Source organism: Pontibacter litorisediminis (assembly GCF_029360645.1).
Classification (GTDB): Bacteria; Bacteroidota; Bacteroidia; order Cytophagales; family Hymenobacteraceae; genus Pontibacter; species Pontibacter litorisediminis.
In genome coordinates this window covers 1,357,511-1,372,182 of sequence record NZ_JARDUA010000001.1, presented here as the reverse complement: position 1 = coordinate 1,372,182, position 14,672 = coordinate 1,357,511, and the positions used below count along the sequence as shown (strand labels likewise).

Below are 14,672 nucleotides of genomic sequence, written 5' to 3'. Positions count from 1 at the left end.
TATGATTGCATCAGCAGACATTACCGCAGAAGAGTTAAAGGAGCGCCTGAACAAAGGGGAGACTCCTGTTATTATAGATGTACGCGAGGATTGGGAATATCAGGAAGCCAATATCGCCGGTGCCAAGAACATTCCGCTGGGCACGCTGCCACAGCGTCTAGAGGAGCTGGAAGACCTGAAGGATGAGGAAGTGATTGTGCAGTGCCGCTCCGGCGCCCGTTCCGCCTCTGCCAAGGCTTTCCTGCAGCAACAGGGCTTCAGCAACGTGCGAAACCTACTGGGAGGTTTCCTTGCTTACCAAGGCTGAGCTAAGATTGTTTTAAACAGAGAGGGAGCAGCTATGACAGCTGCTCCCTCTCTGTTTATACTTGCCCCTCTCGGTGATGCCAGTACTGCCTTAGTCTATGATGAAAGGCGTAGGGGTGAAGCAAAGCAGGAAGATAATAAAGGCGAGGATGCCCAAGGCTTTGCGCAATGGCGTAAGGGCGCGCTCATCGGGGCAGGAGGGGTGGAATATACCCATCACGCGGGAAAGCAAAAGACCAAACACCAGCCAACCACTGTAGCCATCGGACTCCGGGAAAACCAGCGAGATCAGCACCTGCGCCACCAGCACTATCCCGGCCAAGTATAAGCTGTACTTTAGACGCGGCGTGGCAGGTTGCAACACAAACACCAGGTACAGCACATAAAACGGCCACAGCCAAAAGTAGGCCTCCAGCTCCGGAAAGAAGCCGGCCAGGCTGTACTGCAGCAGCAGCATAGCCAGTGTAGCCCCCAGGGCATGGTTGCGGTTGCTCAGCAGTTTAGAGAAAGCCCAGTAAGCAAAAGGCGCCAGCACGACCAGCAACTCCTCGGCCCACACCGGCTCCGTATAGGGCGATATCACCCCCAGCCCCGCATAAAGTATAAACAAGGCAAAAAAGATTGGGGAGAGCTGGTTAAAACGGCGGTAGCCGATAAGGCCGTACAGCACATGGCCGCCGTCCAACTGGCCGATGGGCAGCAGGTTCAGGGCTGTGAAGAACAGCGCCAGGTAGCCAGCAAACAGGAAAGGGTAGTGGATAATTTCGTATTGGTTCGGCACCAGGGCCGGGTCAGCCACGTACCGTTCGAAAAGTATAAACAGCAGGTTTTTACCCAAGGAAAAGTTGCCGAAGCCTTGCTGGTATACATGCTGCGCATAATCTAACCCAAACTGTTCGTACTCCGGGTGTATGGTGAAGATGTACTCCGGCTCCGGCAGGTTCGTGAAGGCGTAGAAAAGCAGCGGAACGGCTACTACAAAGCCTGCCAGTGGGCCGGCGATGCCGATATCAAAGAATTGCCTTCGCGAAAAGATGCGCTCCTTAATCCGGATGAACGCCCCCATGGTACCAATGGAGGAGGTAATACCAAACCACAGCGGAATATAGTAAGGCAGCGTGACGGCGGTGCGGTAGTAGCGGGCCGTGAAGTAGTGCCCGAACTCGTGCACCGTTAGTACCCCCAGGAAAGGCAGCGAGAAGTATAAACCACCCAGGAACTCGGCCCAGGTAAGCGTCCCCGTCCAGCTGAACCCCTGAGGACCCAGAAAGAACAGCTTACCGTACCGCCATTCTGCCCCGGCAATGGTGGTGGTGATCAGTGTGAGGCAGAACAGCAGCAGATGTAGCCCATGTTGCCGCCGGTTAGACTGCAGCATCTGCGAAGAATGAGTTTATGGTAAGCGGTGGCTGCAGGTGTAGCGTGTGCAGGCCCAGCTTGCTCGCACTCTCGATATGCTGGATGCTGTCGTCGATGAACAGCGTTTCTGATTTGTTCAGACCGTTCTCAGCCAGGATCTGCTCAAAGATGGCAGCATCCGGCTTGCGTTTGCCCACCAGGTGCGAATAATAGGTTTTCTCGAACAGCGAGTCCAGGCTCGGAATGGTAAAGCTATGCGCCACGATCTGGTTGAAGCGCTGCAGGTGAATGTCGTTGGTATTGCTCAACAGGAAAATGCGGTACTTCTTGCCCAGCTCCAGCAGCAGGTCGATGCGCTCCTGCGGGATGTCGAGCAGCATAGCGTTCCAGGCCTCATCGATCTGCTCATCGGTGGCATCTATTCCATAGGTATCACGCAGGCCATTCCGGAAATCCTCATTAGAGCAGTTACCGGTCTCCAGCAGGTCAAACAGGTGCGACTGCTCTTTCTGACTGTAGGCGATGTTGCAATTGCTTTTGCACAGCTTCTGCAGTTCCTGTATGCTTTTGTCGTAATCCAGGTTAATGATGACGCCGCCAAGGTCGAAGATGATGTTGTTGATGTATGTCAGGTCCACGAAAAAAATTAGTTCTTTGTATTTGAAATATTGAATGCAAATATGTAAAATTGCACTCCCAATTCAAAGGAAGCATATCTGAAGAAAGGGAACGGGCCTATAGCTCAGTTGGTTAGAGCACCTGACTCATAATCAGGTGGTCCCTGGTTCGAGCCCAGGTGGGCCCACTGACAATCAAGCACTTACTAAGAGAAATCTGGTAAGTGCTTTTTTGTTTTCATGCGGCCTAGTTCACTGGCTCTCTCTACAGCGCTGTTAAGGTCCTCTTTAGTCAAATCACTTTTCTCAGGGTGCACTTCCTGTATTCTTTGTGTGTCGGGAAATAGAACTTCATGTGTTGCTTGGCTTCAGTTTTAAGCCTAAATAGGTAGTGCTGCACTGTTTTTTGCAGGCGTGGGCAAAGTTTGATAGCTAACTCAGTTGAGTATCGTTGTGAGGGCGTATTGGCTTGTTCAGGTTTTCAAATTGTGCTTGTTATCTATATAAGCATATGGTGTTACAGGCTTAGGACAAGCAGTAACGAGAATAGTTCTGGATTAAGCTTTAAACGAAGCAGTTGAAGGGCCCTCTGCTTTTGGGTCTTAACTGTGTTGATAGAAATTCCCAGCTCCTCGGCTACCTCCTGGTTTTTCATACCCTGAAGGTAGCACATTTTTGAAATTCGCTGGCAGTGCGCAGGCAGCGTACTTATAGCGTGGTGTAATTGCGCAAGTGCCTCAGCTTGAATGATAACAGTGTCTAAGCTCTCTTCGGTGGCCCTCATGGAACTAAGGGCAGCGGCATAATCTGCTTTAACTTTCTGGTGCCGTGCCAGGTTTAAGCTTGCATGTTTAACCGTGCTGTATAGGTAATTTTTAACAGCCAGCTGATGCGGAGCGACTTCAGAACGTTGGTTCCAGTACTTGACAAAAGCCTCCTGCGCTATGTCTTCGGCAGACTCCTTGCAATTCACAATTTGAGCGGAAAAATAAACCAGGCGCGGATAATACATTTCAAACAACTGCTTCAAAGTTGATTCATTGCCTGGTATCACTAAATCCTCGTTCTCGCTCATTTTTTAAAGATTTATAAGGGTATGAATATTCATGAGGTAATCTCGAAGGATACATAGTTGTAGAGGGTGAGGAAAATTACTCTAGCAGCTGTGCATTCTACTATACAAAGTTTTTCTGCCTTATAAACTTACAAAGAAAGTTATGGCAATCAAACAAAATAAAATGAAAGCTTTCTTTGAAAGTAAGTGCTCGCTCAGATAATAGCTTCTTAGCCTGGTGAAGAACACCAATCTATAAATCAGAGCTTTGCGTGTTCCTTTTCCCGGCAGCCACTATCACTATCTAAATCCTGGTATTTGAGCTCAAAACTATACCTTATATCACTCCCCTAATGCCTTTTTCAGGTTATGATACTGTTACTATTATGTAACGAAGGGGAAAGACGTCTACCTTCTAGTAAAGAGCAGGTAATGCTGGGTTGCTTCTTCCAGGTCTCCGGCTGATGAGCCTATTAGTTGATGAAAAAAAAGTCAGCTGCGTTTCACCCCTTTTGTCTCCACAAGTGTCTTTACTCTAACACAGCTAGTATGGAGAACCACGAAGAACATTTTAAGAAAGCCAGCCTACTATTAAGGTACCTCAGAGGGGAATTGACATTACAGGAGGAGGAGGATATAGAACGATGGATCCGGGAGAAGGAGTCGCATAAGCGACTCGTAGATAAGCTCAGGGATGAGCAGGTACTCGAGGAGGAGCTTCATTTCTTTTCATCCTTAGATACAGATAAGGCTTGGCAGCGAATCACATCACAGGCAGTAGATCATGAGCCTGTTAAAACCCTCTGGAGAAACACTACGGTCTGGAAGTATGCAGCCGTTGTTGCACTTGTTCTATCGGCGGCACTGGTTATTTATCAGGCACAGATAAAAACCAAACACTCTCCGGAAGTTACTGCTACGTCTACTCTAGATTTTGAGGCGCAGGAGGTGCTTCCGGGCGGTGACAAGGCGAAACTTGCTGTCAGCGATGGAGCCGTCTTTGTGCTCGAGGACATGGCTAATGGTACTGTTCTGGAAGAGAATGGTGTGAGGGTCTCGAAACAGGATGGGGTAGTCCAGTTCGAAATCGCTGCTGGAATGAGTGAGAAAGTGTTATACAATACAATTTCAACCCCAGTGGGGGGGCAGTACCAGGTGGTGTTGCCTGATGGTAGTAAAGTGTGGTTAAACTCGGCCTCCTCCCTTCGTTTTCCTTCGGCTTTTGTGGAAAGCGAGCGAAACGTGGAATTGACAGGCGAAGGGTACTTTGAGGTTGCAAGTAATAAAGAGCAGCCTTTTAAGGTGAAGGTAAATACGGCGACGGTAGAGGTATTGGGAACCCACTTCAACATCATGGCTTATGCCAGCGAAGGGCATGTAACCGCAACACTGCTGGAAGGATCAGTAAAAGTGAACAACGGCAGCAAAAGTAAAAAGATGGTGCCAGGGCAGCAGGCCGACATCGGAGAAGACATCTTATTAAAAGAAGTGGATGTGGACGAGGCGGTGGCCTGGAAGAATGGACTCTTTTACTTCAATAACGAGGATATTGCCACAGTAATGCGACAGCTTGAGCGGTGGTATGGAATAGAGGTAGCCTACAGCGGAGAGATGTCTTCGAAGCATTTCTCAGGCATTATCTCCCGCAATACGCAACTAGACAAAGTGCTGGAGATGCTGGCACTTACGGGCTCTGTGCGCTTCGAAACAGAGGGCAGAAAGGTCGTTGTCCGGACAATGTAGTGTTGTCGGGAGCAGGAAGCGTGAGGTAGTGGCTGCAGGTAAAGACCCGGCAAGTATGGCTAGAAATATAAGTAGAACCCATAACTATTTGAGCTTACTAATATCCAAACCCCCTTCATTTATGAAACAAGATCTACTTCTTAGAAGCAGCAGGGGGCTTCGGCATTTACTCCCGAAGCTGCCTTTTGCAAAGAGGTTAATGGCTTTGATATTGCTGGTAACCTGCCTGCATGTACATGCCTACGGCTACTCACAGGGCATCTCTATTTCGGAGCACAATGCCTCGTTAAAGAAGATTTTCAGGAGTATCAGCAAGCAAAGCAGTTACCTGTTTCTGTACAACGACGAGCTCCTGCAAAAGGCCCAGCCTGTCACACTAGATCTGAAAAATGCGACGCTAGAGCGCGTGCTTACTGCCTGCTTTCAGGGGCAGCCGCTGACCTACAGCCTAGTAGAGAACACAATTGTTGTAAAACCCGCGGAGGCAGGACCACAGCGCCAGGCTGAGGTGACTGTAACAGGAAAGGTAACCGACAAAGACGGGGTCGGGCTGCCTGGTGTAACTGTTGTACTGAAAGGGACAAACAAAGGAGCTCCGACAGACAGTGAAGGAAACTTCACGATCACTGTGCCTGACGGCAACGGCACACTTGTTTTTTCATACATAGGTTTTCAGACCCAGGAGGTAGAAATTAATGGGCGGTCAAGTATAAGTGTTACGCTGTCTGAAGATACAAAGTCGTTGGAAGAAGTGGTGATTGTTGGTTATGGCACTCAGAAAAAAGCAAACCTAACAGGCGCCGTAGAGCAGGTGAACGCTGAAGACATTGCGCTGCGCCCATCAGCTGACATCTCCAGTGCTTTGCAGGGCCTGATGCCGGGCCTGAACATCCAGGTAAACTCCGGTGATCCGACAGCCACGCCCGACATCAACATACGAGGGTTTAACTCCATCAATGGAGGTGGACCACTTGTGCTTATCGACGGGATTGAGGGGGACATTACCCGGGTTAACCCGCAGGACATAGAAAACGTGACGGTGCTGAAAGATGCCGCTTCGGCGGCCATTTATGGAGCCAGAGGTGCTTTTGGGGTGATTTTGATCACGACCAAGACAGGAAAGGCCGGTGAAATGGTGGTAAACTACTCCAATAACTTCGGTTGGACCAGGCCAACGACCCGAACTGACTTTATTTCGGACCCCTATGCGTACGCTAAAACCGTGGATGCCGCCATTTTCGGGTATAACGGCACGAGCTATACGGGTTATAATGACCTAGACTGGGAAACTATACGCATGGTTGCCAACGGAGAGATAGAGCCTTTCCATGAGCTGCAGCCCAATGGAACATATAAGTTCTTCCACAAGACGAATTGGTATGATTACCTATTTAAGGAATACCAGTACTCGAACATGCACAATATCTCTGTTTCGGGTGGAAGCGAGAAGCTTAAGGGGTACTTATCGGGAAGAGTCTTTGAGCGGGAAAATATCAATAACATTGCCGAAGGAGGCATGGACAGGTATAACCTGAAAGCAAACGTTACCTTTAAGCCTAACAAGTGGCTGGAGTTATCCAACAACATCCTGTTTAACCAAGAACAGGACGAGGACTTCGGAGGCTACCGAAATGGCTACGGTGGTATGTGGAGCACAACCACCTGGTATTACCTGTATCCTTTCCAGCCTAACATGGTGGATGGTATGCCTGTAGACGTGTATGGCCAGGGTGGCCCAGCCGCAATGGAGTATGCTCAGAATTGGGAGCGTGTCAATATCGAAGAGTTTACAAATACTTTTCGGGCGAAGGCCAACCCTTTGAAAAACCTGGAGCTTAATTTCAACTACAGCAACAGGTTTAATAACCAAAACAGCTCTACCCGCCTCAATGAGTTTGATTACCTGACAGGGGCGCGGCTGGATAGGCAGACAGTAGGGGTGAACCGCCTCAACGAGTGGCGCTGGAAAGACAACTACAAGGCCTTGAACGCCTTTGGCACTTACTCGCTCAGCTTAGCCAACAGGCACAATTTTAAGCTGATGGGTGGCTTCAACCAGGAGGAGTTTGACAGGGACCGTGTTTTTGCCCAGCAAGGCGGACTGCTGATCAGAGATCTGGAGAACCTTGCCCTCGGTACCGAGCTAATGGCCGCTGATGGCTCTGCAGAACTGTGGGCCGTACAAGGCTACTTTGGTCGCTTTAACTACGATTATGATGGCAAGTACCTGCTGGAGGTAAACGCCCGCTACGACGGCTCTTCCCGCTTTCCGAAAGAAAGCAGGTGGGGATGGTTCCCCTCTGTGTCTGTTGGCTGGCAGGTAAATCAGGAAAACTTCTGGAAGCCGCTGGAAAATGCCGTCAGCTTCTTTAAACTGAGGGCTTCCTATGGCTCCTTGGGCAACCAGAACATCAGCACCAACACGTTCCAGCAGACCATGAGCATTGGCCGCTCTGATTGGTTAGACAATGGGCAGCGCCTTATATACGCCAGCGCGCCGAGCCCCCTGCCAAAAGTTGTGAGCTGGGAAACCACCAGCACCCTTAACTTCGGGGCAGACCTGGGCTTTCTCAGAAACAGGCTGATGGCCTCCATAGATCTGTATGAGAAAAAGACAGAGGACATGTACCTGCCTGGCACGCCGCTGCCTGGGGTGTTTGGAGCTGCCGAGCCAAGGGAAAATCTGGCCTCGCTACGCAACCGGGGCTTTGACTTTAGCCTGAGCTATAACAACAGCTTCGAAGTTGGCGGCTCTCCGTTGTCTGTTTCCGCAACCGCGAGTGTGTCTAACTTCAAAGGGGAGATCACCAAGTTCGACAACCCGAACGGGCTGATGAGCACCTATTGGGAAGGGCAGGAACTGGGCCAGATCTGGGGCTATCATGTAGCCGGGCAATTCCAGTCGGATGAGGAGGCGCAAGCCTACCAAAACTCATTTGTTAACCCCGGAAACAGCCTAGGAAATGTGTATAACTACATTCTGAACGTGGTGCAGAACAATGAGTGGAACAAACTGCGCGCTGGCGACATCAAGTATGTAGACGTTGACGGCGACGGCAGGATTGACAGGGGAAACTATACGTTGGAGGATCACGGCGACCTGCAGCCTATCGGCAATGCAATGCCTAAATTTCCCTTCGGTTTTAACGTTGGGGCCAGCTGGAAGGGCTTTGATTTGTCTGTGGCCGGAGCCGGTGTAGGCAAGCAGCACTGGTATCCGACTGGGGATATTTACTGGGGTACCTACCAGCGACCTTACCTGTCCTTCCTGAGAAAAGACCTTGTTGACAATGCCTGGACGCCGGAGCAACCTGGTAAATACCCTCAGATAGAGCGAGGCTATGCTTCGCTGAACAGTGGGCGCTCCCTATATGAGATGAACGACTATTACCTGGAGAACATCGGTTTTCTGCGCGTGAAGAACCTGACCCTGGGCTACACATTGCCTGAGGCGCTGACATCCAAGGTTAGCGTGAAGAAGCTACGGGTGTACTTTAGTGGGGAGAACCTGTTTACCTGGCGCTTCGGTGGTCTGAGCAAGTACATAGATCCGGAGCAGGCGGGTTCGGCCATCAACTACTCCAACCCTGGTAGCGCTGTGGGTAGAGCTGATCTGAGATCTTACCCGATGGGCAAAACTTATTCCATGGGTATCAACCTGACCTTGTAATTCACCCGGATGACTGCATATACAAAGATGAAAAGCACATACCTTACCTCCGTTTTCGCTTTATTAGCCCTTCTGCTTTCAGGTTGTGAGAAAGATTTTCTGGACCGTCCGCCCAAGGATGAGGTGGATGCCGAATACTTCTTCAATACCGCCACCGACCTGGAAGTGGCCACGAATGATTTTTATACCATGCTGCCTACCACTGCGGTGTACAGCGACGATGCCGCCTCGGATAACATTATGCCCTTGATCGCGGCAGAAAGGGTAAGAGGCGGCCGTATCGTGCCGACCACGCGTGGGAGCGGGGGCTGGTCCTGGGGCAGGCTCCGGGATATTAACTTTTTCCTGCAGAACTACCATCGCGTGCCCGATGAGGCGGCTAAACGCAAGTATAGCGGCATCGCCCGGTTCTTCAGGGCCTTCTTTTACTTTGAGAAGGTGCAACGCTTTGGCGATGTGCCCTGGTACAGCAAAGTACTGGAAGCCGGTGACCCGGACCTTTACAAAGCGCGCGACTCCCGTAAGCTGGTGATCGATTCGGTGATGGCCGACATCGACTATGCCATCGAGAATATCCCGGCAGAGGTAAAGCTTAACCGCATCACAAAGTATACTGCCCTGTTGCTGAAAGCCAGAATCGCGCTGTATGAAGGTACGTTCAGAAAGTACCATGGGCTTGGGGATTATGAGGAACTGCTGCAAGAAGCGGTCTCTGCCTCAGAAGAGCTGGTTAACTCCGGCGCTTACAGGTTGTTTACGGCGGGCGGCCCCAACGAAGCCTACCGCGAGCTGTTTGCCAGAAACAACCAAGATCCGACAGAAACCATACTAGCCCGTGACTATGACTCGGAAATGGGGCAGCACAACCTCGGCTATCTGATGACTTCGCCGACGCAGGGTGCCTGGGGCATCACCAAGGATGTGATCAACAGCTACCTGATGAAGGATGGCAGCAGGTTTACGGACAAGCCGGGGTATGAAACCATGGAGTTTTACGAGGAAATGCAGAACCGCGACCCGCGCCTGACACAGACCACAGCCGGTCCTGATTTTAAAGTATACGGTGAGAGCAGTGCAGAGCCGGTGAACCTGAACGGCACGACCACCGGCTACCGCGTGATCAAGGCACTTCCGTCCAGAGACCAGTGGAATGCGGCGTACTTCGATATCATTGTTTTCCGCTATGCAGAAGCCCTGTTGATTTATGCAGAGGCCAAGGCCGAACTGGGAACCCTGACGCAGCAGGACCTGGACATAAGTATTAACAAATTAAGAGACAGGGTAAACATGCCGCACCTTAACCTGGCACAGGCCAACGCCAACCCCGATCCCTACCTGGCCGACATGTACCCTAACGTGGATAACGGAGCAAATAAGGGGGTAATTCTGGAAATTCGCCGGGAGCGCAGGATCGAAATGTTCAATGAGGGGCTGCGGTGGGATGACTTATTGCGCTGGAAAGAGGGCAACAAGCTGGAGCAGCCGATGCTGGGCATTTATTTCTCGAGCCTAGGTGCACATGATTTTAACAACGATGGTAAAGCAGATGTATTCCTGCACGATGGCAACGCCTCTGGGGCACCCAAAGAGGCCTCTACCATCATCAACATTCAGCAACGGCCTTTAACCAATGGCACCTCGGGTTATCTGAACCCTTTCCAACTGGGTGGTTACTTTGATGAAAGCCGCGATTATTACTATCCGATTCCCATTGAGGACCTGAGGCTGAACGAGAACCTGGCGCAGAACCCTAACTGGGAGTAATCTTCAACATTATGAAAAGAATCGCAATGTTCACAATACTACTTGCTTGCTTGATCAGCTTCAGCGCCTGCGACTCAGGGAAGGATGAGCCCGTGCCGGAGGAGCCTGCGAATGAAACGCCGGTAGCCCCCCTGAAGATTGGCTATGGCTTGGCCATCGGCAGTTTCACCCCAGAAAAGCTTACCTATGCCAAATCGGTTGGAGTGAGCTATGTGGAGGCCTCCGGCATGAGCCTTTTTCTGGACGGGAACAGAAACTTTAAACTATCTGATGAGGAAATCATCAAGAGGCTGGCGGATGCTAAGAAAGCAGCGGATGCGGCTGGCATCAAAGTATGGTCGGTGCATATGCCCTACGGCCAAAACATCGATCTTTCGATCATCAACGAGGAGGACAGGCAGGATGTGGTAGAAAAGCACAAGAAGCTGATCGCTTTCCTCAAGATTCTGGAGCCACAGATTATACTTTTCCACCCGAGTTATTACCTGGACCTCAACGAGCGCGACAGGCGCAAAAGCCAGTTGATCAAGTCGGCCACGGAGCTAAACAAGGCGGTGCAAAGTATAAACTCAATCATGGTGATCGAGAACATGTTGGGACCTGAACTGCTGGCCAGCAACGGTCGGGAGCGCCCCCTGATGCGCTCGGTAGAGGAAACGGTGGAGATTTTCGCCCGCTTGCCCAACACTATCTACTCGGCTATTGACATGAACCATATCAAGAACCCCGAGAACCTGATCAAGGCCATGGGCAGCCGTCTAAAAACGGTACACATTGCCGATGGGACTGGGGCGGCGGAGAACCATTTCTTCCCTTGCTCCGGCGAAGGCAAAAATGACTGGAATGCTATACTTGGCGCCTTGGAGGCGGTAGGGTATAACGGTCCGTTCATGTACGAGAGCGCCTACGAGGATGAGAAGGACTTTGCCACGTGCTATCAGTCGCTTTATACCAATTATATCAACAGCAAATAAGCATGGTGTTAGTGGGGCAGCCCTGTCCTGCTGACGCTAATGATAAAAAAACAGTATCAACCCATGAACAGAATACGACAATTCAGTTTTATCACGCGGTTCTTCCTGGCTGCCTTTTTACTTATCACGGTGGTTGGCTGCAAAGAGGATGACGAGGACTTTGAGCCAAAGCTGTTTCTGGAGAACGAGGCTTTCTCCGTGGCGAACACCAGCAGCAAACACACCATAATTTTTCTGACTAACCAGGCCTGGCAGGCCGAGACGGATGCAGATTGGATTAGCCTGGAACAAACCTCTGGCGAGAAAGGCAAGGTTAACCTCTCCTTCACGGTAGCGGAAAACGATGACGATGCAAGATCCGGCAGAATTATGGTGACGGCCAACGGCGTGACGCAGCAGGAGATCGTGGTAACACAGGAAGCCGGTAACCGGGATGACATCTACGTGAAGGTAGGCGCAACCGGAGAAGGATACTCCTGGAACGATGCCACCAGCCTGGAAAATGCGCTGTCCATAGCAGTTAGCGGCAATACCATCCATATCGCGGAGGGCGTTTATACGCCTACAGTAACCGTAACGGGTGGCGACGCCGGAGATGCCGGTGACGTTACCTTTGAGATCAGCAAGTATATCCGCCTGAAAGGAGGTTACCCTGCAGATGCCACAGAAGGCAGCCAGGCAAACCCGCAGCAGTATGTATCCACACTGTCCGGTGGGGGCGTGGCCTACCACGTGGTCACGGTTTCTGCCCCTAAAACAGAAGGCCAGAAAGTAGTACTGGAAGGGCTGAAAATTACAGATGGCAAGGCTGGCGCAGCGACCACTTCAGCCAAAATCAACGGCATCTCCTTCAGAAGAGACTATGGGGGGGGCATTACCATCGGTAACGCCGTGGTAGACATTCTAAATACCGAGGTTGTGGATAACAAATCTGATAAAAATGTGGCAGGCCTCTATGCCTTCGGCGGATCTGTTGTCACCTTGAGGAACAGTAAAATAAACCGTAACCTATCAGCTGGCAATGCCGGTGGCATATGGATCAGTGAGTCTGTCGCACACATTTTCGACTCCGAAGTCAAAGAAAATGAAGGAGGCACCGCAGCTGGTGTACACGGGTACCCGGATGCTACCGTCAACATGTACAACTCTGTGATTGCCGATAACAAAGGCAGGTCTTACGGAGCCGCTTTCTATATCAGAGAGAACTCCAAAGGCTTACTGGTTAACTGCCTGATCAACGGAAACACCAGCACCTCGGCAAATGGCGGTGGGGGCGTGATGATGTATAACAACAACGAGGCCATCATCATCAATTCCACCATTACTGGGAACACCATTGCCGGCCCGGGTGGCGGTATCTATAGAAGAGCTGGCGTTAATACTGTTAGCATCTACAACTCCATTGTATCAGGAAACACGCAGAAAGATGATGGCCCTGATGTGGATGCGTTTGAGGCTGATGCCCCGGCTCCGGTTGTACAAGCCTCCGTGCTGGGAAGTGTGGCTTATGATGCCAGTGGGCAAGCCATTGAAGGAGCCACTTTCAATGCAGGCACGATGCTAAGCGAAGCCTATGTTCCGTTAGGGGCAAACAACCCTGCTATGGAGCATGGCATGAGCGTCGATAACCTGACGCAGCTTGGAAACAGCCAGAACCCAGTGGTGGAGAGTGCACTTATTGCGGCTGATATGCTGCATAACAGCCGCTCTGGGTTGCGCACCATGGGCGCGCTGGTCGGCGGCGAATAAATAAAGGAAAGTGGGGCCAAAGTATTGCGAAACTCTCTTTGGACCCACTTCCATACTTCAATGCACAGCGGAGAACCCGCTGAAAGTAAAGGTGACAGGGCGGCTTTAGTAAGCGGCACCTCTTGTTTTAAAGACTATCAACTCCAAATGAGAAACAGACTTTTCCGGCCTATAGTTGTATTACTTTTGAGCATGTGCCTGCTTCCGGCATTCGGGAAGCACGTGGCAGTAGGTAAAAAGACCGGCATGCTTATCCTGGGCTCTGCCGACATGAAAACCCTGGTGGAAAGGGTTGAGATTGGCTATAGGCTGTATGCCTCTTCTGTTCCTTTCGATTATATAGTTGTGTCCGGGGGGTGTGCGGCACATGCGTCTGCGATTTGCGAAGCCTCTGAAATGGCCTCCCTGTTAATAGCCAAGGGCGTTCCGGCGGAGATCATTTTCAAAGAGGAGAAATCAAAGACAACGGTGCAGAACTACGCTTACAGCAGAGGGCTACGGAAGGCGGATGGGGCAAAGGTAATTAGCCCGGGCGATACGTTATATGTGGTGTCCAACCACTGGCATGCCATTCCGGTAGCAGCCCGATTTACGGAAAATGACAGCGTGACAGCCCGTTACCACATCGAAGGCGGCATTCTGCCCAAAAGCACCGACAAAGTAAACTACACAAATATTTTCGACCCTGAGGTCCATAGCGATGACTTCTCTGCAAAGGCACTCTGGCCCCTGGTGGAGGCTGGGTTTACAGTGGAAAACAAGAAGAAGCGGGAGCAAAGTTCTTACCGCCTGATAAATGAACTGGTGTACGTGGAAAACACAGCTAAGCTTGGTGGCGGAAGCGTTGAAAATGTTGAAAATATTGCTAAGGCCTTGCCCGCCGTTCCTGCAGCCTGGGCTGGGGAGCTGGATGCTGCATTCTACAACCACAGCGACAGCAAGGTCTATATCTTTAAAGGCACAGAATACGCCCGCTTCTCCCCGAATGCTAAAAAACTGGATGCCGGCTACCCTAAACCACTGACAGACCTGGTGCATAACCTGCCAAGCCATTGGCACAGCGGCTACCTGGATGCGGCTTTCTATGAGCCCAGCCGCAAGGAGGTGTTCCTTTTTAAAGGGGGGGAGTACCTGCAAGTGCCGGACGGCAGGAACAAAGGGGCAGGTGGTTCCCAAAAGATTACCGCGCTAGTGCCCAACTGGCCCTTCGGCTGGGGTAGCGGAGACCTGGATGCCGCCGACTACAACAGCCGTGATAATAAAGTATACTTGTTCAGGGGAAAGGAATACGTTGTAATTTCTCTGGATGAAAGTATGCAGGTTGAGCCGGGATATCCGAAGAAGATAGAAGTAGCCTGGCCCGAGACCATCCTTGGCAAGAAGTAAGTTTAACGTAAGGCATCGCGCGGTTAATGCACGCACTCACATTAAATTAC

General features: G+C 50.9%; 10 protein-coding genes and 1 tRNA gene. 8 read left to right on the top strand and 3 right to left on the bottom strand.

The genetic code is table 11. From position 1 onward, the window contains the following. The first annotated feature begins 1 nt into the window (after window position 1). Window positions 2-307, top strand: a complete 306-nt coding sequence (locus PXG97_RS05780) for a rhodanese-like domain-containing protein (protein WP_276496765.1) — start codon at window positions 2-4, stop codon at window positions 305-307. Between the two features lie 90 nt (window positions 308-397). Here PXG97_RS05780 and PXG97_RS05775 read toward each other — a convergent pair whose 3' ends face one another. Then, entirely contained in the window at window positions 398-1,684 is a 1,287-nt protein-coding gene (locus tag PXG97_RS05775) for a site-2 protease family protein (RefSeq protein WP_276496764.1), read from the bottom strand. Then, complete coding sequence (locus PXG97_RS05770) at window positions 1,671-2,303, bottom strand: HAD family hydrolase (protein WP_276496763.1); 633 nt, start codon at window positions 2,301-2,303, stop codon at window positions 1,671-1,673. The genes PXG97_RS05775 and PXG97_RS05770 overlap by 14 nt, the downstream gene beginning before the upstream one ends. Window positions 2,304-2,396: 93 nt before the next feature. Here PXG97_RS05770 and PXG97_RS05765 point away from each other — a divergent pair. Continuing rightward, a tRNA-Ile gene (locus PXG97_RS05765) sits at window positions 2,397-2,470 on the top strand. A gap of 329 nt (window positions 2,471-2,799) precedes the next feature. Here the strand turns inward: PXG97_RS05765 and PXG97_RS05760 are convergent. Beyond that, a complete protein-coding gene (locus PXG97_RS05760; RefSeq protein ID WP_276496762.1) occupies window positions 2,800-3,357 on the bottom strand; it encodes an RNA polymerase sigma-70 factor in 558 nt (185 codons plus the stop codon). A gap of 528 nt (window positions 3,358-3,885) precedes the next feature. On the opposite strand from PXG97_RS05760, the gene PXG97_RS05755 reads away from it, so the two are divergent. The 6 genes from PXG97_RS05755 to PXG97_RS05730 all read left to right on the top strand — a co-directional run bounded on the left by PXG97_RS05755 (window position 3,886) and on the right by PXG97_RS05730 (window position 14,622). Beyond that, complete coding sequence (locus PXG97_RS05755) at window positions 3,886-5,079, top strand: FecR domain-containing protein (protein WP_276496761.1); 1,194 nt, start codon at window positions 3,886-3,888, stop codon at window positions 5,077-5,079. Between the two features lie 199 nt (window positions 5,080-5,278). Beyond that, complete coding sequence (locus PXG97_RS05750; protein WP_276496760.1) at window positions 5,279-8,749, top strand: TonB-dependent receptor; 3,471 nt, start codon at window positions 5,279-5,281, stop codon at window positions 8,747-8,749. A 27-nt stretch (window positions 8,750-8,776) separates the two neighbouring features. Then, on the top strand, window positions 8,777-10,513 hold the full coding sequence (locus PXG97_RS05745; RefSeq protein WP_276496759.1) for a RagB/SusD family nutrient uptake outer membrane protein: 1,737 nt from the start codon (window positions 8,777-8,779) through the stop codon (window positions 10,511-10,513). 11 nt (window positions 10,514-10,524) lie between these two features. Continuing rightward, window positions 10,525-11,487, top strand: coding sequence for a sugar phosphate isomerase/epimerase family protein (locus PXG97_RS05740; protein ID WP_276496758.1), 963 nt, complete (start codon window positions 10,525-10,527; stop codon window positions 11,485-11,487). A gap of 63 nt (window positions 11,488-11,550) precedes the next feature. Next, window positions 11,551-13,236 (top strand): right-handed parallel beta-helix repeat-containing protein, encoded by a 1,686-nt coding sequence (locus tag PXG97_RS05735; RefSeq protein WP_276496757.1) that lies wholly within the window; start codon window positions 11,551-11,553, stop codon window positions 13,234-13,236. 147 nt (window positions 13,237-13,383) lie between these two features. Then, window positions 13,384-14,622 (top strand): hemopexin repeat-containing protein, encoded by a 1,239-nt coding sequence (locus tag PXG97_RS05730; protein ID WP_276496756.1) that lies wholly within the window; start codon window positions 13,384-13,386, stop codon window positions 14,620-14,622. Window positions 14,623-14,672: the final 50 nt, after the last annotated feature.